This window comes from Vibrio sp. 1731, assembly GCF_033339955.1.
GTDB classification, from domain to species: domain Bacteria; phylum Pseudomonadota; class Gammaproteobacteria; order Enterobacterales; family Vibrionaceae; genus Vibrio; species Vibrio alginolyticus.
Window position 1 is genome coordinate 43168 of the sequence record NZ_JAWOVO010000009.1, and the last position, 20037, is coordinate 63204.

A 20037-nucleotide genomic window follows, 5' to 3' on the forward strand; every position below is an offset into this window, starting at 1 on the left:
CTGTTGCTGTTGCTGTTGCTGTTGCTGTTGCTGTTGCTGTTGCTGTTGCTGTTGCTGTTGCTGTTGCTGTTGCTGTTGCTGTTTTAGCTTTTCTTCTACAACCGATAGGTTTTTCTTCGCGGCTTCAAAGTTAGGCTTTTCCTCTAGCAGTTTTTTATACAAATCAGCCGCATCTTCTAATTGACCATTTTGAGCGAGCGAGTTGGCGAGGTTATAGCGGCCGTTAAGGGAGGCATCATGAGAAAATGCTTCGATAGCGGCTTCGTAGTCACCTTTTTGATAACTGGCGGCTCCTTTCCAGCTTGGGTTTGTAAATAGGTTTTGCGCCTGTTCATACTCACCTTGCTTGTATAGTTCCGCTCCTTGTTGGTCGGCATTTAAGAACGGATTAGCTTCTGCATGCGGTGTCCACGTTACTGGGACTGCAGTCGCAACTACCACCCAAATCAGGCCGCGTCGAAACAGTAAAGCCGCAGGAAGAAGTAACAACGGCAGTAACCAAAAGCCACTGTTGAGACGAGAATCAGTTTTAACTTCTTCGCTTTGGGTCGCAGAAAGCTGGCTACCAATGTTATTAGTAAAGGCCGCGATATTTTCAACATCACGGTTGGTGTGCTGAATAGGAACAAATAGACCGCCAGTTTTATTCGCTAGCGTCTGTAGGTTTTTCAGGTTTGTTTTCGCTACGACGGTTGTGCCTTGTGCCGTTTTTAGCAGAGAGCCATCGGGCAGCGCGATAGGCGCACCGTTAGGAGTCCCGACGGCAAGAACAGAAATGCGAAACTTTGTACCTTGGACTAAATCTAACGCGCGAGACAGCTCTGACGTATCAAGATCATCCGCTAACACGATGATATCGCCTTGTTGCGTGCCGGCTTGAGAAAACTGGTTGATCGCCAGTTCAATCGCGGCAGGCAGGTTTGCTCCTTGAAAAGGCATCAGCTCTGGTGACAAATTTTCGATAATCCCCGCAAGCGTGCTGGAATCAGTTGTCAGTGGACTTAAGTTATAGGCATCGCCAGCGTAAGCAATAAGTCCAGTGGCTCCCTCTTCCCATTTAGGCAGCAAATCGAGCGCCTTATAACGTGTTTGTGCTAGCCGATTGGGTTTGATGTCTGTAGCAAACATAGAGCGAGACATATCAAGCACTAAGATACGGTTTTGGTTTAACTCAAAGCTTGGTCGAGCATTGGACCGCCAGCTTGGCCCCGCTAATGAAATGCAAGTTATTGCCCAAGCTAAACCCCATAGAGTGAAGTAATGCTTAGACTGCGTGTTTTGTCCGAGCATCCGCGATAGGTGAGGGGCAATCAGTGTGGACTTTTGGGCTCTAAATTTGTAATTAAGCAAGAGTGCAATAGGGATCACGATGAGCCCCAAAAGCCAATAAGGATTGAGGAAAATAAACTCAGCCATGTTTTCTCCTTAATAGGAATAACAATACCGATAATACAAATGCAGCGCTTAATGGATATGGAAACCATTCAGACTGTGGGCGCCAAGTTTGTGTGTCGCTAGATACGGGTTCTAGCTGGTTGATGGTGTCATAAATCTTTTCGAGCTCTTCCGTATCTCGCGCTCGAAAATATTGTCCACCTGTCACCTCTGCCACTTTAGTCAGTGTTTGTTCATCTAAGTCGGCTGCGGTGTTGACTTTGCGAGTCATGAAAAACTCTTTCACCATCATTTCACCAGCGCCCACGCCCACGGTGTAAATAGTGGCGTTGTATTTTTTCGCAATTTCCGCTGCTTCTAGCGGCTCGAGCACCCCTGCAGTATTGCTGCCGTCACTGAGCAAAATCATGACTCGTTGGGGAGCATCACTGTCTACAAAGGTTTTTGTGCCTAACCCAATACCATCACCAATGGCGGTTCGTTGACCAACCAAGCCGATGACGGTTTGATTAATCTGTTGCATGACGCTTTTGCGGTCTGCAGTGAGTGGTGTTTGCAAATAAGCATGGTCGCCAAACAAAACAACTCCGAGACGGTCACCTTTTCTCTTTGCTACGAAATCAGACAGAACTTGTTTGACTGCTGTGAGGCGATCGATATATTCGCCGTTGAGTTCCATGTCTTCCTGCTGCATCGAACCGGACAGATCGACGACTAACATCAAGTCCCGATATTTGGGTTGGAATTCAACGGGATCACCAAACCAAACTGGACGTGCACAAGCGACGACAAGAAAGCCCCAGATCGTGATTGAAAGCGCTTTTTGCAGCGCTTGCTTAGGCTTGCTGCGATTCTCATTGGTTGGTAAGTACGCCAATTTGATCTCGGCTTGTTGAGATTCTTGTGGCAGGAACTTGTATACCAGCCAGGGGATGGGCAACAAAAACAGTGCCCACCACCAGACAAATTCAATGTTTAGCCATTGGGCAAGATCGGTTATGAGTGTTTGCTCAGTCACGGTTATTTGCCTTTTTCTTTGGTGGCAAAGCGTAGGTTATCCAAAAGACACAATCGTCTACCAAGCTTTGATGATGCCCTTGGGAGGAATTCTGATACAACGCTTCTTGCCACTGATGTTGTTTGTCTACGAATCGACTCTCTTTGGTATGGCTATCGAGAAATTCATACCAAGCGATTCCGGTTAATGGTGCGATCTCTTCACGCGGAAAGTAACTCAATGCTGCCTGGCGCAATATTTCCAGAGCAGAAGAGGGGGTATGAGGCGCGGTAGGTTGAGTTAAAAGTGTTAATGCTGTCTTTTTTGCGCGTAAGTGTTTTTTACGCCATCTCACATAAAGACAAATGCCGAAAACGAAGAGCAAGGTGGCTGCAAGCACCACCCACCATCCCCAAGCGAGCGGAAACCAATCCGGTGCGTTTGGCAAAATCAAAGGTTCAAGGTCTAGGCTTTGGTTGTTTGTTGTCATTATTATTACTGCTTAATAAATACTGCTTGTCAGTTTGTTAGCTTAATTGTGAAATTAAGGGCCAGCCACTTGATAGCGTGTTAAATGGAATTGCTATCGAATGGCACTGCTGCTTAATGGTTTCTTGATGTTGGGTAAAGTGGCTTTCGAGTTCTCTTCGTTGTCCTTTAGAGCCAAAGTTAAACCATTGACTATGCAGCCCATCCGAAGCTTTCACTTGACCTCTAAAGTCTGTTTCGCCTCTTTCTAACGGATCATAAAACTGAACGGCCCTTACGCTATTGTGTTGTTTGAGTCGACGTAGTTGTGCCAGTTCCGTTGGTATTACGTGGGCAAAATCACTGAGCATAATCAATTCGCTGCCTTTTGGGGTGAGCGTATGAAGTGTCTCCAATACTTGTGCATACGGCAGTGTACGAGTGTCGTTGCTTGCAGTACGAGTTACTTGCGCATTATGTATGTCGACTATGGCGTTAAGAATCCGCAGCCCTTGTCTTTGTAAAGAAGAGGGGCGAAATTCAAGACATTGATGTCCGTCATCAATCACTGCGCCGATGCGATCTTTTTTAGCTAGAGTTAGCCAAATTAGAACACTGGCAAAGTGGGCCAATTGAACGGATTTGAGTACATACTTAGATCCAAAATGTAGACTAGAACTTAGATCAAGATAAAGAATGACCGCTTGCTCTTTATCTTCTGCAAACAACTTCGTATGTGCTTTACCGGTCCTAGCGGTGACTCGCCAATCAATGCTGCGAATATCGTCGCCAGGTTGATATTGGCGCACCTCCATAAAATCCATACCTCGCCCTTTTTGGCGACTGGTATGGTTACCACTCATCTGCGACCAGAGACTCTGTGCTGGTGGTAACCAACGTACAGATTGAGTGCGATATTGGAGCAGCTCTTCAAGGGTTAATGTCACCCCATTCGCATGAGGTGGTAATGAATGTGTAGCGGACATATCACTCACTCGTTTATGCACTGCCAACAAGGTTTAGCAGTTTATCGATGACCTGGTTTGCCGTAATGCCTTCAGCTTGAGCGTGGTAACTCAATAATAAACGGTGGCGCAGTACCGGATAAGCCATGGTTTGAACATCTTCCGGAGAGACAAAATCACGACCAGCAAGCCAAGCGTGCGCACGTGCACAGCGATCAAGAGCGATGGTAGCACGCGGACTCACACCCATTGACAACCATTTGTCCAACTCAGTGTCATATTTGTTGGCTTGACGTGTCGCCATAACTAAACGGACGATGTACTGCTCTATCGTTTCTGCCATATGAATATCCAACACTTCTTTACGTGCGGTGAATATATCTTGTTGGCTTAACATTGGGCGTTCAACCTTTGCTTCGCCTTTTGCTTCTCCGCGGTTAATACGCAAGATAGATAGCTCATGCTCCGCATCTGGGTATTCCACTTCTAAATGCAATAAAAAGCGGTCTAGCTGCGCTTCAGGAAGGGGGTAGGTCCCTTCTTGCTCTATCGGGTTTTGAGTTGCCATAACCAAAAACAACTCTGGCAGCGGGTAGGTATGACGACCTGCTGTGACTTGTTTCTCTGCCATTGCTTCAAGCATTGCCGCTTGTACTTTGGCTGGCGCACGGTTTATCTCATCCGCAAGAATAAGCGAGTTGAAGATAGGACCTGATTGGAAAGTGAATTCTCCGGTTTCGGGACGGAAGATATCGGTGCCGGTTAAATCGGCTGGCAGCAAATCAGGGGTGAACTGAATGCGGTGGAAGTCGCCTTCAACACAGTCTGAGAGTGATTTTACTGCACGGGTTTTTGCTAACCCAGGAGGGCCTTCAACTAAAATATGCCCATCCGCAAGAAGCGCAACAAGCAGTTGCTTTACCAGATCTTGCTGTCCGATGATCTGCGACTCTAAGTATTGCTGAAGAGTTTCGAAGTTAGATTTATGCATGCTTTGGACTCTCGGTATCCATGTGATTTTCGTGTTGAGTATTGGTCATTTTCCATGTGAAAAAAGTTCCAACGCTCTATTGCAATTTATCTTTTCAATATTGGGACGCTACAGAGAATTGCAAGTACGTGCTATCTCTGAAAGTGCTTATTTGACAGTGTGTTACATTTATTTTTCATAATATAATGAGAAATGCCTCTAGTTTTGTACATATGAGCCGATAAAGATTCCGTGGTGTGCGTGTCATGAGATATGCACCTGATTCCCCTTGTGGGGCCAATAACAAGTGATTCTTTTAAAAGGTCCGAATATGTTGAAACTTCATTCCTTGAGCATCAAACAGAAGGTTGTACTTGGCATTACGTTTGCTGTTCTAGCATCAACAATCATTGTTGGTGTTATGGCTCAGCGTCATGCGAGAGATGTATTGAGCCATCGTCTTATTGACATCGAGCTACCTGCGATGTTGCAGCAAATCAATACCGAAATTGACCGCGAAGTTGTCGAAATGCAACAAGCGGCAAAACAGCTGGCTACAAACGAATTTATTGTTGAAGCCCTATCTAATACAGACCGTGATCCGTCAGTAGAAGTTCAGTTGGTTCAGCAGCTCAATAACGTTAAATCACAGTATGGTCTTAATGATGCGTCGGTAGCGAATCGTCAAACGGCATATTACTGGAATCAAAACGGATTCTTACGTCAACTTAACCGAACGCAAGATGCTTGGTTCTTTGGATTTACGTCGTCTGGTCAAGAAACGTCCGTGAGTGTGTTCCAAGAGGCAAATGGCGAAGTGAAAATGTTTGCCAATTTCCAAGATCTTAATGGTACATCAATGTCAGGTCTCTCTAAATCTATGGGAGACATGGTTGCTTTGCTCAATGGGTTTAAAATTGAAGATACGGGTTACGTGTTCCTCACTAATGAACAAGGCCAGATTCAAATACACCGCCAACAAGGTAAGAACCAAACTTCTATCACTAAACTATTTGGTAGTGACGCAAATGCGCTGTTGAACAAAAATAGCTTCAACCTAATTAATGTGGAGTTTGAAGGGCAGGATACTTTTGTTTCTAGTTTGTATGTTCCTTCAATGAACTGGTTTGTTATTGGCGTGGTTCCCGTTGATGAAGTATTCGCAGACTTGAATGCGACAGCTAAAAAAATGCTGTTTACGACCATCATTGTTGCCATTGTATTCATCCTCATGGGCGTATGGTTGGCAAACAGCATTACGAAACCAATCCGACTGATTGCCGATCGTTTTACCGACCTTGGGCAAGGTGAAGGCGATTTGGCGCAGCGTATTGAAATTAAGGGTAATGATGAAATTGCTCAGCTTTCAAAAGGCTTTAATGGATTTATTGAGAAGATTCATGCCACGATGAAAGAAGTTGCTTTAACCAGTGGCTCATTAAGTCAAGCGGCAGAAAGTGTGTCAACGAAAGCAACATCCACACACGACAACAACCAAGAGCAGCGTGATCAAACCATTCAAGTAGTTGCAGCTATCAACCAAATGGGTGCGACCATCAGTGAAATTGCATCGAACGCTGCTACCGCTGCTGATACGGCAAATCAGGCTTCAGATAACACTCAAACTGGTCGAGAAGTTGTGATGAAAGCAAAAGAGGTGATCAGCCGCCTAGCCGATGATGTTGAAACAACCAATATTGTTGTTACGCAGTTGGCATCGACAACCAAAGATATTGGCTCGATTCTGGGTGTAATTCGTGACATCTCTGAGCAAACGAATTTACTTGCGCTAAACGCTGCAATTGAAGCTGCTCGTGCTGGTGAGCAGGGACGTGGTTTTGCGGTTGTTGCTGATGAGGTAAGAAACCTAGCTTCACGCACGGCTGATTCTACAGAAGAGATTCAGCGCATGATCAATCAGCTTCAAAGTGACGCACAAGACGCGGTAAATGCTATGGAAGCGGGCAAAGCGGTCACCATAGAAGGGGTTACTTCTACCGATGAAGCAGTCGAGGTATTAATCAGTATTTCTGAACGAATCACCGACATCTCTGATCGTAATACACAAGTTGCAACGGCGACGGAAGAGCAATCCACGGTGGTGCATACCATTAATCAAAATATCGAAGAAATCAACGCGATAAATGAAATGACAACCGCGACAGCAGAAGAGTTGGCGGATGCAAGTCGCGATCTTCAAGCGCTCTCTTCTCGTTTAGACAAGATGGTTGGTAGCTTCAAGTTATAGAGTTGGATAGAATAGGCGAAGTTTAAAAGTTCAATCATTAATTTTAGGTAAGTACTATGAATGACTTCGAAAAAGAACTAGAGCAAATTTCTCAAGAAACCGCTCAGGAGCCAGAAGTAAAACTGCCGTCGCTAGAAGAGCAAAAAGCGATCGTCGCTGAGCTGAAAAAGCTGGAAGCGGAAGGTAAGCTGACGCCAGAAGTGTTAGAACAACACTTTGGTAAGTTTAACCAAAAAAACGCAGTTCCAATCCACTAAGTTAGGTGGTGTTTTGCCTCTAACGTGCGTGATTAAATCACCTGCTCAAACACAAAAAGGGAGTTTATACTCCCTTTTTTAATGTCTGAAAAATGCTAATACCTCTCATATACTTGCCACTTAAAAATTATTGACACTTCAATGAGTTATTAATTAGTACTAGTGATTTTCATACTTGACAATACTACCGCTCTATCTAAATCTATTGCGTATTTCAATAAAAACGACCAAGGGAATGCGATCAGGATGGAGCAGCAAAAAAAAAGAAACGTTATTTTAATCACGGAGGGAAGTCTACAGTCATCTCTGTTGAAAGATGTATTGGAGACCAAACTCGGTATTAGTGTTGCTCTAATCACGCCAGATAATCTGATTCACGGAGTGTTACATGAATCTCTTGCATCAGCCATTATTGTTGATTGCAGCGTGATCACGGATGAAATTTTTCGCCGTTATGCGGAGTTTAAAGCGGCCAAGCAGAAAGACACGCTTGAAATCTTAATTAATTGTGAGCAATCCATATCGACAGAAGATCTCTTTGCTTGGCGTACTTTGGCCGGTATTTTCTATACCTCTGATGATATAAAAACGTTGCAAGTTGGTATTGGTAAGGTGCTTCAAGGAGATATGTGGTTCAGCCGTAAGTTTTCTCAGCAGTACATTACTTACCTTCGTCGACATTGCAAACCTATAAATAAGAATGTTTCCGCTATTCTGACCAAACGAGAGCAACAAATAATTACCTTTCTTTCCATGGGGGCGTCCAATCAACAAATCGCCGAACAATTATTCGTCAGCGAGAATACGGTAAAAACGCATTTACATAATATTTTCAAGAAAATTGATGTGAAAAATAGAGTTCAAGCACTTATTTGGGCAAAGGAAAATATTTCAGACAACTCGTTAATGGTGTAATGCTATTGCAATATTAGGTTGCCTAATTTAGTAAACTCTTAATAATTTCTGTGACCTGAATGTGTTAAAAGTGTTTCTTTTATGAGAAACACTTTTTTTGGTTCTCTTTTTAATAACTTTAGAATTTAAAAAAGTAGCAAATAACTTTACTCTGTGAACTAGCACTTACATATCAAACTAAGTGCTGACGATTAACTACTAATTTAAGAATGTTAAGTCACTGAAAGTATGAGAAACATTATGGAACAGTATATGGAAAAGCCTGAAATCCTAATGCTCACTCAACAAAGTTTACAGAGTGAAAACTTTAAGGAAATGCTTTCTAAAAATACAGAAACTAAAATAACGATCATTGATACTAAAAACCCTAGTTATCATGAACTCATTCCGGAACGCTACTTTTTGCTTGTTGATTTTTCAGTTGAGATTCCTTCCGAAACTTTAGTTTATTTAAAAGATAGTAATAAAGTGCTAGGAACCATAATGCTTAATCTAGGTTATGACTTAGACACAGAAGAACTCGCTTCTTGGCCTCATGTAAAAGGTATATTTGGTCCAGGAGATTCAATGGACAAGGTTTGTCAGGGATTAAAAGCAATAATAAAAGGGGATAATTGGCTGTCTCGAAGATTACTTGATCAGCTAGTAAATTATTATCGAGGCAGAGAAGTAAATAGCATTATCGAACCTGCTATTGAGGTTGAGCTTACTCGGCGTGAAGTTCAGGTTTTAAAAATGTTGAAAGAAGGTGGTTCAAATATGGAAATCGCTGATTCTTTATTTATCAGCGAGCATACTATTAAATCACATCTATACAATATTTTTAGAAAGTTAGAAGTAAAGAACCGTACGCAAGCTACAAGTTGGGCTAGAGAAACCTGTAGTACTAGTATTAACTTGCTGTAATAAAAAGAAAATACTCTATAAAGTACTAAATTTTATATTTATTATTAAAATGTCAGTCTGAAATATCATCCCATATTCAAACTTATTCCTATTCAGTTGACTATTAGACTTCTCATGTCGTGACGAATCTAGTCAGACGTGGAACAGAAGGTCTATTCAATTAATAAGCTAAGAGGGAATAAAAATGAGCGCAAGTGACAATGACACGTATTTAGGCGATGCAGGTGTAAATAACCAATTTGCTGATTTCGATGGCGGCGATGATTTGTTTATCGGTTTTGGTGGTAATGACTCGTTTGTTGGCGGTGGCGGTAATGATTATGTGATCGGCGGCGACGGCGACGATCGCCTAACTGGTGGTGCTGGAGATGACATCCTTAGGGCTGGTACAGGAAACGACTACCTCGGCGGTGGTACCGGTAATGACTTGCTGTTGGGTTTGTTGGGTGACAATAAATTAAATGGTGGTGTCGGTGAAGATATTCTTGTTGCTGGTTCTGGTGACAACGTTTTAGTTGGCGGCAGCAATGGCGATAAGTTTGTGTTCACGGATAAGTTTGGTGGCCATGGCGAAGCCAAAGTTGTTGATTTCACCATTGGTGAAGACTCTTTGCACATCATTAGCGACTCTGTCACTGACTTTGGTGATTTAAGCTTTAGCTACGATGCAGTTGGGAATGCAGTGTTTACCGATGGGGCTGATCTAACAGTGAAACTTATTGGCGTGACTGAAACTGACATCAACACCTATGGTGCAGATCTGTTCGTAATCTAAACGACTGAAAATAACTCTGGATGGGAATTAGTTTGCGTGGCTCTGCCATGCTGAGGTGCACTAATCGGACACTCTAGAGCGATTTGAGGTTACCTTAAGCTAGGCGCTAGTATTTCTGGCGCCTACAATTTTCACGTTAAACGGAAGTAGTCGTGCAAAAAACGGTTTTCAAAGAAGTGAAACAAAAACTATGCACGCTTGCGGGCTTGCTGATCGTTTTTAGCCTTTTTATCAACTTATTGGTTCTCTCGATTCCGTTGTACATGCTTCAAGTGTACAACCGAGTGATATCTTCCTACTCAACCGATACTTTATTCTTGCTCACTGTCATCGTAATTGTTGCGCTGTTAACCATGTCCATTATCGACATTGCACGAGCACAAATGAGTAAATCTTTTGGTTATTGGATGGACACAAAACTCTCCGCTTTCATGCTCAAGCGCACGATTCAATATCAATCACATACTGGGAAGAGTTATACCTCGCAAACTCTGAGAGACATTCAGAACATCAAAAGCTTTTTGAGCAGTCAAGCACCTTATCCACTGTTGGATGCGCCCTGGACACCGCTATTTATTTTATTTGTGTATTTATTGCACCCGATACTAGGTCACATCGCGTTACTTGGATCTATCGTATTGTTTAGCCTAGGTCTACTTAATGAGCTAATGACGCGTAAAACAATGCAAGAGAGCGAAGTCAGAGCGATTTCTCATATCAACAACGCAGAATTAGCCACGCAAAACTCCAATTCAATTCTCGCAATGGGGATGATGAATGCATTTTTAGAGAAGTGGCAGTCGCGCGTGAGCGAAGTGAATGTGCTTGAAGAGCGAGTTGCAGGTAAGTCTATCTACATGGCTAACTTTTCTAAGTTTGTGCGTGGCTCATTACAGATATTTTTACTGGGAGGTGGTGCATGGTTAGTTATCCAACATGAGATAACGGCAGGGGCGATGATCGCGAGCTCCATATTAATGAGTCGGGCATTATCGCCGATGGAGCAGGCGATAGGCACGTGGCGAAGCGCGATGTCTGCTAAAGGCGCCTATAAAAGGTTGAAAGAAATCGATGCGATCGTGCGCCAAGATGAATCAGATATGCCACTGCCTAAACCAAAAGGACACTATGAGCTTACCGGACTGGCCTATCGCCATCCTGGAGCAACCGAACCAGTGCTCTCATCGATCAGCTTATCGATTCCTCCGGGTGTTGCTGTTGGGGTGATTGGCCCTTCTGGTACGGGTAAATCGACGTTTGCTCGGCTGTTATTAGGTACGGTTAAGCCATTAGCGGGTAAAGTGACTCTTGATGGAATGGAAGTCTCCGTATGGGCATCTGAAGATCGCGGCGTGCATTTTGGGTATCTCGCTCAAGAGGTGGAGTTATTTCCTGGCACAATTCGAGAGAACATCGCGCGCTTTAAAGAAGAAGACCCCGCTAAAGTCATCAAGGCGGCGCAACTAGCAGGATGTCATGAATTAATACTCAAGAAAAACAAAGGCTATGATTGCATTATTGGTGAAAATGGCCGTGGTTTATCTGGGGGGGAAAGGCAGAGAATCGCTCTTGCAAGAGCCGTTTATGGCGACCCACCTATTGTGATTTTCGATGAAGCGAATGCCAACCTCGATGGTGAGGGAGAGGCTGCGTATCAACGTTTGATTGCCCATTTAAAAGCACAGAGTACAACGATTATCGTCATTGCCCACAATCCGAGTACGTTACGACAAATGGATAGGCTGTTGTATTTGGCTGACGGCCGAGTCAAGTTATACGGCGCTAAAGATGAAGTATTAAAACGTTTGATGGGCGAAGAAAGAACAGATATCCCAAGGGTAAGAAATGAGCAATCAACTGCCAACCGTTAATCAGAGTTCTACCGAGATCGTATACCGTTTTAGCCCCAAAGCGAGACTAAGCTTTCGAAAACCAATTTTACTTGGTGTGGTGACCTTAAGTGTTTTTCTTGGAGGCCTTGGCTACTGGGCTGCAACAGCCAAATTAGAAAGTGCAGCGATTGCTTATGGTGATTTGTCTGTTCTCACTAAGCGACAAGAAATTCAGCATTTAGAAGGCGGTATTATTGAAAAGCTATATGTACAGGAAGGGGATTTAGTCGAAAAAGGTCAGTTATTAATTCAACTTTCTAAGCGTCAAGCTATGGCTAAGTTGGATTCGTTAAGTGGTCGTTTTATCCATACTCTAGCAAAGGAAAACCGTTTAAGTGCGGAGCTTGATGAGCTTCCAACGATTGTATGGTCTGATGATCTTGAAAGCATTCCCCGTGTCGATATCGTACAAGAAGCACAACTGGTTCAAAACAAGATCTTTGAAGCGAGAAAGCGATTCTTTGATAGTAAACTGAGTATCATTGAGCAGAGTATTTCTGGAGCAAACTTAGAGCTTGAAAACCTTCAGCAAACCAAAGTGATTGAGACGGAACGGCTCAACTTTATTGCTGAAGAAATAGACAGCAACCAAGCCTTGGTGCAAAAAGGTTTCTCGGGAAAATCTACTTTACTTCAACTCAAGCGCTTAGCAGCGGAGGTGAGAAGTACCTTAAGCCAGTTAGATAGGCAGTCGCTCACCGTTAGAAAAAGGTTAGATGAGAACCTAGCGCAAATTGAAGAGTTGAAGCTTGAAAGGCTGAATGAGATTGTCGAGGAACTACGAAATACCAAAACGGAAATTGTCGCAATTCGGGAAGAATATCGCTCCGCTCAAGATATTGTCGCAAGAACAACGATCAACGCACCTATTTCTGGTCGCGTAGTCAACATGCAAGTGTTTACCGAAAAAGGTGTGATTGGCTCGGGTGAAACGTTACTAGAACTGGTCCCGCAAGACGATAAGTTGTTAGTCGAGGCTCGTGTTAATCCTCAGGATATTGATTTAGTGAATCCAGGCCAGCAAGCGCATGTTCGTCTGACCGCTCTGAATGCACGGACGTTGGCACCTTTAGACGGTACTGTGCTGACGATTTCTGCCGATAAGCTCTCGCAAGAAAACCAAGAAGATTTTTATCTCGCTAGAATTGCAATTTCACCGGAAGATGTGACAAAACATCGTTTAACCTCAGGCATGAATGCCGAAGTGCTTATTTTATCTGAGCCACGAACGCCATTGAGCTACCTAATAAAGCCAATTACAGAAAGCATGAATCGCGCCTTCAGAGAGGAGTAATTTCAAAAAGACTTGAGTGAGCACGGACAACAGACAAAATAATTTGTTATCGTTAGCTGTTACTGGGCCGTATTTTTATTCGAGGGAGCCGTGGAATGGAGAAAGTGCAGTTAGTTGTCGATTTTCTTCTCACTCATAAATTGATTTTTACCGCACTGATCTTTGCGATTATGTGGTTAATTCGTCGTGCAATTTTATCGATGATTCGTGGTGATCACGCTTTTCTCTCAGAAGATCAGCGTAGTTGGATGTCCAGAACTAAAAATGGCACCTTTGCTGTTACATTACTGATTTTATTTATTTTATGGCAATCAGAAATTAACGAGTTTGCTCTGAGTGTAACGGCGATTGCCGTTGCCATTGTAGTGGCATCCAAAGAAATCATTTTGTGTTTTACGGGTTCGATTCAAAGAGCAAGTTCACGTTCTTTTCGCGTTGGGGACTGGATTGAGGTCGGGAAGTTATGCGGTGAAGTGATTGAGCACAATATGATGGCGACGGTGATTCAAGAGATCGACCTGCATCATGGGCAATATCATTACACCGGCAAAACAGCGACATTGCCTAATAGTATGTTCTTTACCTATCCAGTAAAGAACCTCAACTTCATGAAGCGGTACGTTTACCACAACTTTTCTGTAGTGGTGAAAGACTTCGTCAATTTGTATCCACTGCTACCGATTTTAACTGATAAAATTGAAGAACATTGCAGTTACTTTGCTGATGTTGCACATCGTTACAATGCGATGATTGAAAAACATGCCGGTGTTGACCTTCCTGGTTCTGAGCCACATATGCATATTTCTAGTAACATTAATGGTGAACAAATTCTGCACGTGATGATTTTCTGCCCAACCGATAAAGCGAACCACTTAGAGCACTTAATTCGTAAGGACTTTATGGAACTTTATGAGCAACGTTTTCCTGTAGTGCGAGAAGAATAGAGCATCGTACTTCGCCTTTAATTTCAAACCCCGCTATCAAAATAGCGGGGTTTGTTTTTCTTAGCGTATTTTTAGGCTGTAACAATATTCCCGACTTAGCTGAATTTACTCTTCAGCATTAAAAATAGGAAGTAAGTGCTGCCTATAATAGCGACCAACGTGCCAGCTGCGACCTGACTTGGATAAATAGCGATTTGTCCTAGCCAATCTGCCCACAACATTAGGGTTGCACCAATTAAGGCACTGACACACAGTTGCTCTTTCACTTTTCTTGCTCCTAACATCATCGCCATATGGGGAGCGACCAAGCCAACAAAAGATATTGGACCAACTGTAGCGGTAGAAAAGGCGCATAACAAAGCAACGATGGTGAGCATAAGCGTATTGGCTACGGTAGGGTTAAGCCCTCGTGCATTTGAGAATTGTCGCCCGATGGAAATTAGTGTTAGCCAACGAGAAATCGAGAATACAGCGGCAAGCAGAACTATTATGGCCAAACATAGCATCAGTGCGGTGTCGGCTGTGACTCGATAAATAGAACCAGTTAGCCACAATAAAATTTTGTAACTGTCACCTGAGCCTTGAGCTAGCGAAAATTGAACGAGGGCTTCTAATAGTGCCGTTAGTGCGATGCCGGACAACACGAAGTTAGATGGATTAAAATGGCTTCGTTTACCGATAACCAGCAATAACATCAATACGGACATACTTCCGAAAAAAGCGATACCCCAGCTAAATGCGGAGAGAAGCGACCCAGCGATGACTCCTGTCGTTATAATGGCAAACGTGGCTCCGGAAGACACACCGAGAATATCGGGACTTGCCAGAGGGTTATAAACAATGCGTTGCAAAATGATTCCGGCAACGGATAGCGCAATACCGACAGAAAGTGCGGTTAACATTCGCGGCCAACGCAATTGCCATTGGAACTCACCTGGCACAGACCATTGAATTCCGTTTATACCATGGGTAACGAATGAGTAAGCTAGAATCCCAACCAGACTGAATAGCGCAATGCTGCATACCGCGCGTTTAGAAAGCGCCGTTTTTCCTTGGCTCATTGAAAGGTTAAGTTGATCGGTTGCCGTCAGCTTTTTACGAGTAAACCAAATTAAAGCGGGAGCGCCAATAGCTGCAGCCGCTACACCGCTAGGAATGGTTTCCTCTAACCATAAGCTCAGCGAAATAGCGGCAGAGTCTGTGATGATTAGTAGCATTGCGCCCAAAAGCATGCTGCTGATCAATTCGTCGCGCGGTGTTCTTGCCCCCATCGCTCTGGCAATATTGGGTGTCAGTAATCCGATGAAGCTGATAATACCAACTGCGGTGATGGAGGCAGATACCAGCCAAATACCCATCACCATTAACGCACCAAACGCGGGTAATACCGCTAAGCCTCGGGCTGCTGCGCCTTCTTGTCCTAGTTTCATTAAGGTCAGAATACGTGGTGCGACGATCAAAATTACGATTGCGATAGCGCAGCGAGGCAATAACCACTCAAACCAATCCCAGCTGTATTGAGAGAGGTCTCCTGCTCCCCACATAAAAATATTCTGTGCGAACTGGGCGTTTAAAATAATAATGGCTGTGGCGATAGAACCGAGCAAGATATTGATCACCATCCCCGAAACGACCAACGGCAAACCTGTCATATTACGCACACCGGCAATTGATACGATCAGGCCAAACGCCACTAAAGCCCCAAACATTGCGGCTAATGCAGAGTAATCGGCGACCCAGTCGACGAACCAAATGTTTACCACGACTAATGCAAGCCAAGCACCAGAAGAGGTGCCAAGAGTCAACGGCGAGGTGAGGTTATTCTGCGTTAATTGCTGCATTAAGCTGCCGGTGAGACCAAGCATGGCACCAACAAGCAGGGTCATACTTAACCTAGGAAGTTGCGCTTGCGTAAAGAATACGTCACGAAACTCGGTTGCTACCTCTGGTTTTGTTAATAATTGCCATTGTTCGAAAAGTGATAAATTAGTATCAATTTGTAGGCTAAAGACGCTAAGTAATGTAATCAGCGCCAGATAACCAATATAATGTTTCGTTCTCATTGTTCTGGTGCCAACTCTATTAGACTGTCGGTAATCGCTTCAGCGGTGTATTGCAAAGACATGGCACCGCCATACGCCCACACTGCTCTGACTGAATTTACCCGCTGCTTTTTCACAAACGGCATCGCTTGCCAAAGTGGCGACTCTTTCAGTTTTCGTTCTTCTGGGAAAGGTTGTACGTAGAGAACGTAGCTGTTTTGAAGGCTCTGAAGCCGATTGATTCGATCTTGCTTTACTCCCCACGCACGTGGGTCCTCTTTAATTGGAGCCTGTAATCCCAGTTTTCTAACCACGTAGTCAGTGGTGGAGTTTTCGGTTGCAAGTAATACAGTATTCGGGGTTGAAAATCGCATCACAAGAACGCTGAGTGGAGCAGAGTAATAGTGGCGAATTCGCTGGCGCATCTGCGCAAATGAAGCATCTAATTCTGCCAGTTTCTGTTCAGCAAGTGCCTCTTTATTGAATAGCTTGCTGAGTGTACGAAAGTGACGAATGGCCGTTTCAGCTGCGGCCTCATTTTCAGAAAAATTAGGTAAATAGATTACCGGAGCAATTTGTTTGAGTAACGGAATCAAGTCTTGCTGTGGAGACGCAGCAAGGATGACATCTGGTTTCAAACTGGCTATTTTTTCTAAGTTGGGCTCTGCTCGGGTTCCAATATCTTCAATTGACTCTGGTGCAGTTGGATTGACGACCCATTGGCGGTAGCCTGGTAAATTTGGGGCTGCGATTGGTTCTACGTTTAGCGCCAAAACTTGTTCTAAGATGTCCCAGTTTAAGGCAACAACGCGTTGAGGCGCTTGCTCAAAACTATGCTCACCATATTCATCGGTAACGGTGATGACTGCATGTGCATTGGTCATAAAAAATACGAGGAGAAAAGCAGATTGTGTAACCACAGTAAGTAAACGAGCCATTATGCGCATACAACAGCCACCTTTTGGCTCGCTAATGTGTTAGCCGGGCTTGGGTGCTCAATCAGCTTAATTGGTGACTCATATAGTTTAGAAAGGCGTGCCTCGTCTAACAACATGTCGGCGTTGCCTTCAAAGGCAATTTTACCTTTTTTGAGCGCAACAATGTGGGTGGCGTAGCGCAGGGCTAAGTTCAGATCGTGCAGGATCACGATAATGCCTACGTTCTCGGTTCGATTCAGTTCTGCCAGCAGCGCCATTAGTTGAAACTGATGGTGAACATCGAGCGCCGAGGTCGGCTCATCGAGAATTAAAATTGGCGATTGTTGAGCCAGTAGCATAGACACCCAAGCGCGTTGGCGCTCGCCGCCCGATAAGTCATCCGCCAAAGCTTGAGCAAAAGGTGTAACTCCTGTTCGTTCCATAGCCTGCGTGATGATTTGTTTGTCTTCAGTTTTCCAACGACCAAGTGCCCCACGCCATGGAAAGCGACCTAAGCGCACTAGCTCTTCTACCGTTAAACCAGCTGAAGAGGGCAGCTTTTGTGGCAAATAGGCGATCTGTTTTGCCAACTCTTTGGTTTTGAGTGATGAAAGGGAAGTATCGTTTAGTGTTACCGTGCCTTTATCTGGTGGCATTTGACCAGAAAGTAGGTTCACCAGTGTCGACTTACCTGAACCGTTATGGCCTAAAACGACCGTTAGCTCATTTGTTGGGATGTTAAGTTGTTCGATGCCGAGGATCTGACGTCCACCTCGCACGATCTCAATATTAGACAGTTGAAACATGGATGGCTCTTAGGAGAAAACTCCCCTCAATAGAGGGGAGTAGAAGTACAATTACCAGCGGTAGTTTGCGTTTAGCATAACAGAGCGAGACTGGCCGTAGTAACACCAGTAATCGCAACCTGAAACAAACTCTTTATCTAGGATGTTGTTCACGTTTAGCTGTGCTTGCCACTGTGAAGTGATGTCGTAAGTGACTGACGCATCCCAAAGAGTGACTGAAGGAACCGTTAGGTTCGAGCTCTTAGGGTTATCTTTTGACTCACCTACGTAGCGCACACCAGTACCGATATTGAGGCCTGGAATCAGGCTGTAGGCGCTGTAGTCTACCCATGCAGAAGCTTGGTGCTCAGGAATAAGTGCGGCTTGTTTTTTACCTTGGCCAAAGCTCTCATCTGTTTTCGCTTTAGTGTAGGTGTAGCTTGCCATCAGTTTTAGATCGTCGGTTAGCTGCGCCGTGCTTTCTAGCTCAACACCTTGAGATGTCACTTCACCTGTTTGTGTCGCAATCCATGTTGATGGGTTAGTGACCAACGCGTTCTTTTGCGTGATGTCGAACCATGCAAGGTTGATAAAGCCATCCATAAAGCTTGGCTCATACTTTACACCCACTTCTACTTGCTCGCCTTCCAGCGGTTTGTAAAGTTCATTGGTTGCCGCATCAATAGTGCTGATCACTTCAAACGACTGAGAGTAGTTTGCGTAAGGTGACAGGCCATTGTTTGCAAGGTACATCACACCCGCACTTAGAGAGAGCTGACCATCATCACGAGATTCACTTTGATCAACGGTAGCGCCTTTGCCAGAGTTTTCTGTTTTCACCCAGTCGTAACGAGCACCGATGTTACCAATCCACTGTTCATGCAGTTTCAATTGGTATTGTGAATAGAGACTTGCTTGAGATTTCTCAATCTCACGTTTCACGTTGTTGGCAGGATCAAGAGGGGTGAAGTTGCCGTAAACTGGGTTCCACGGATTGATGGTGCCAAATGCGTAGTTGTCCTGCTCGTCGCCATCGGTTTTGTGGAATTGCAGATCCATACCGATAAGCACTGTGTGCTCTGCGTTGTCTGTCATCCAGTTGCCGACAGCATTGTTATCGAACGTGATGCTCTGGTTTTTTCCGTCACGGAATACGATGCCTTGCGTTAACTCTTCTTTCGCTGGATCGTTGTTTGAGAACGCGTAAGAGCTGCGCAAGTACAACTCATTCGAACCGTAGTTGAGGTTTTGCGAGAGTGACCACGTGTCATTGATGTCGTGCTCTAGTAAGTAACCTAGAGAAAACTGCGTGCGTTCGTATTTATCGTAGTTTGGTTGACCAAGGTTAGTCGAAGGATCGATTTTGCCAAAGTTAGAACCAATCAGAGTACCTGCAGCTGGGAAGAATGGGTTAGTTGGTACACCGTCATCATGAAGGTAAGTTGCCAAAACGGTCAGCATTGTACGGTCAGAAATGTCGAACTCGACACTTGGCGCTAGGTAGAAACGCTCGTTGTTTGTGCCGTCCAGTTCACCATCTTGGCTTGTCATCAAGCCAACCAAACGATAGCGCACAGTGCCTGCGTCGTTTGCTTCGTCAGCAATGTCAAAACCTACGGATTGGTGTTGGTTGTTGCCAACTTCGACTTTTACTTCGCCTTGAGGCGTAAACGTTGGTTTTTTCTGAACAGCATTCACGATACCGCCTGGTGCCGATTCACCAAACAGAATAGCCGATGGACCTTTAACGACTTCTACACTTTCTAGGCCGTAAGGTTCGACCAACCATGTGTAGTAACCATCGCGGAATAGGCGGTTGCCGTTTAGGTAAGTCGCTGCATCAAATCCACGAACTTTGAACCAATCAGTGTCGTTGTCTGCGCCATAAGGCTGAGCGGTTACACCAGACGTGTAGCGTAATGCTTCATCTAGCTTTTTCGGTGCACGAACACGAAGTTCATCTTCAGAAATGATAGATACGCTGCGCGGCGTTTCTGCTGCCGGGGTTTCTACTTTAAGTGCTTGCGCGGTGACCGTTATGGTCTCCATGGCAATCACGTCATCTTGTACGACGTCTTCTTGAGCTTGTGCTGTGAATGCAACCACTGCTGTAGGTGCTAAAGCACAAACCAACGCGTTGCGGATAGCGATGGTCAGTGAGTTATTCTTTTGCATAAATCTATTCCCGATAATTATGATTAACGCTAAGCTTAATTGTAATTATTATCATTTGAGCTTTTGTTTCGGTATTTTACTGACTTTTGTAT

Annotated in this window: 17 protein-coding genes; 8 read left to right on the forward strand and 9 right to left on the reverse strand. The window is 44.3% G+C overall.

Going from position 1 to position 20037, the window contains the following annotated elements; translation table 11 throughout:
• The 5 genes from R7035_RS12345 to R7035_RS12365 all read right to left on the reverse strand — a co-directional run.
• On the reverse strand, positions 1 to 1416 hold a 1416-nt coding region (locus R7035_RS12345), incomplete at its 3' end, for a VWA domain-containing protein (protein ID WP_318113791.1).
• Positions 1409 to 2413 carry a vWA domain-containing protein gene (locus R7035_RS12350; RefSeq protein WP_053307905.1) on the reverse strand — a complete coding sequence of 335 codons (1005 nt, stop codon included), beginning with the start codon at positions 2411 to 2413 and terminating at the stop codon, positions 1409 to 1411. The genes R7035_RS12345 and R7035_RS12350, both read right to left, overlap by 8 nt.
• Positions 2406 to 2882, reverse strand: coding sequence for a DUF4381 domain-containing protein (locus R7035_RS12355; RefSeq protein WP_005375161.1), 477 nt, complete (start codon positions 2880 to 2882; stop codon positions 2406 to 2408). The genes R7035_RS12350 and R7035_RS12355 overlap by 8 nt, the downstream gene beginning before the upstream one ends.
• A gap of 37 nt (positions 2883 to 2919) precedes the next feature.
• Positions 2920 to 3846 (reverse strand): DUF58 domain-containing protein, encoded by a 927-nt coding sequence (locus tag R7035_RS12360; RefSeq protein ID WP_017821861.1) that lies wholly within the window; start codon positions 3844 to 3846, stop codon positions 2920 to 2922.
• A gap of 13 nt (positions 3847 to 3859) precedes the next feature.
• The gene (locus R7035_RS12365; protein WP_017635415.1) at positions 3860 to 4816 is read right to left on the reverse strand and encodes an AAA family ATPase; all 957 of its coding nucleotides are present in this window, start codon (positions 4814 to 4816) and stop codon (positions 3860 to 3862) included.
• Between the two features lie 310 nt (positions 4817 to 5126).
• Here R7035_RS12365 and R7035_RS12370 point away from each other — a divergent pair, with 310 nt between their 5' ends.
• The 8 genes from R7035_RS12370 to R7035_RS12405 all read left to right on the forward strand — a co-directional run bounded on the left by R7035_RS12370 (position 5127) and on the right by R7035_RS12405 (position 14026).
• Positions 5127 to 7043, forward strand: a complete 1917-nt coding sequence (locus R7035_RS12370) for a methyl-accepting chemotaxis protein (RefSeq protein ID WP_318146151.1) — start codon at positions 5127 to 5129, stop codon at positions 7041 to 7043.
• Between the two features lie 56 nt (positions 7044 to 7099).
• Positions 7100 to 7300, forward strand: a complete 201-nt coding sequence (locus R7035_RS12375; RefSeq protein ID WP_005375165.1) for a restriction endonuclease subunit S — start codon at positions 7100 to 7102, stop codon at positions 7298 to 7300.
• A gap of 246 nt (positions 7301 to 7546) precedes the next feature.
• Positions 7547 to 8215, forward strand: coding sequence for a LuxR C-terminal-related transcriptional regulator (locus R7035_RS12380; protein WP_005375166.1), 669 nt, complete (start codon positions 7547 to 7549; stop codon positions 8213 to 8215).
• A gap of 228 nt (positions 8216 to 8443) precedes the next feature.
• Positions 8444 to 9121: a LuxR C-terminal-related transcriptional regulator gene (locus R7035_RS12385; protein ID WP_318146152.1), complete on the forward strand. Its 678-nt coding sequence runs from the start codon at positions 8444 to 8446 to the stop codon at positions 9119 to 9121.
• A 184-nt stretch (positions 9122 to 9305) separates the two neighbouring features.
• A complete protein-coding gene (locus R7035_RS12390) occupies positions 9306 to 9896 on the forward strand; it encodes a calcium-binding protein (RefSeq protein WP_005375168.1) in 591 nt (196 codons plus the stop codon).
• 152 nt (positions 9897 to 10048) lie between these two features.
• Positions 10049 to 11767: a type I secretion system permease/ATPase gene (locus R7035_RS12395; RefSeq protein WP_132936300.1), complete on the forward strand. Its 1719-nt coding sequence runs from the start codon at positions 10049 to 10051 to the stop codon at positions 11765 to 11767.
• Positions 11742 to 13082: an HlyD family type I secretion periplasmic adaptor subunit gene (locus R7035_RS12400; protein WP_005383906.1), complete on the forward strand. Its 1341-nt coding sequence runs from the start codon at positions 11742 to 11744 to the stop codon at positions 13080 to 13082. The genes R7035_RS12395 and R7035_RS12400 overlap by 26 nt, the downstream gene beginning before the upstream one ends.
• A 95-nt stretch (positions 13083 to 13177) precedes the next feature.
• Positions 13178 to 14026, forward strand: coding sequence for a mechanosensitive ion channel family protein (locus tag R7035_RS12405; RefSeq protein WP_005375171.1), 849 nt, complete (start codon positions 13178 to 13180; stop codon positions 14024 to 14026).
• A gap of 95 nt (positions 14027 to 14121) precedes the next feature.
• Here R7035_RS12405 and fhuB read toward each other — a convergent pair whose 3' ends face one another.
• From fhuB to R7035_RS12425, 4 genes are read right to left on the reverse strand one after another with little or no spacing between them, the layout of a single operon-like run.
• Positions 14122 to 16089 carry a Fe(3+)-hydroxamate ABC transporter permease FhuB gene (gene fhuB / locus R7035_RS12410; protein ID WP_262651888.1) on the reverse strand — a complete coding sequence of 656 codons (1968 nt, stop codon included), beginning with the start codon at positions 16087 to 16089 and terminating at the stop codon, positions 14122 to 14124.
• A complete protein-coding gene (locus tag R7035_RS12415) occupies positions 16086 to 17015 on the reverse strand; it encodes an iron-siderophore ABC transporter substrate-binding protein (protein ID WP_052484250.1) in 930 nt (309 codons plus the stop codon). The genes fhuB and R7035_RS12415 overlap by 4 nt, the downstream gene beginning before the upstream one ends.
• A complete protein-coding gene (locus R7035_RS12420; protein WP_005383893.1) occupies positions 17006 to 17791 on the reverse strand; it encodes an ABC transporter ATP-binding protein in 786 nt (261 codons plus the stop codon). The genes R7035_RS12415 and R7035_RS12420 overlap by 10 nt, the downstream gene beginning before the upstream one ends.
• 51 nt (positions 17792 to 17842) lie before the next feature.
• Positions 17843 to 19945 (reverse strand): TonB-dependent siderophore receptor, encoded by a 2103-nt coding sequence (locus tag R7035_RS12425; protein WP_132936302.1) that lies wholly within the window; start codon positions 19943 to 19945, stop codon positions 17843 to 17845.
• Between the last annotated feature and the right edge of the window lie 92 nt (positions 19946 to 20037).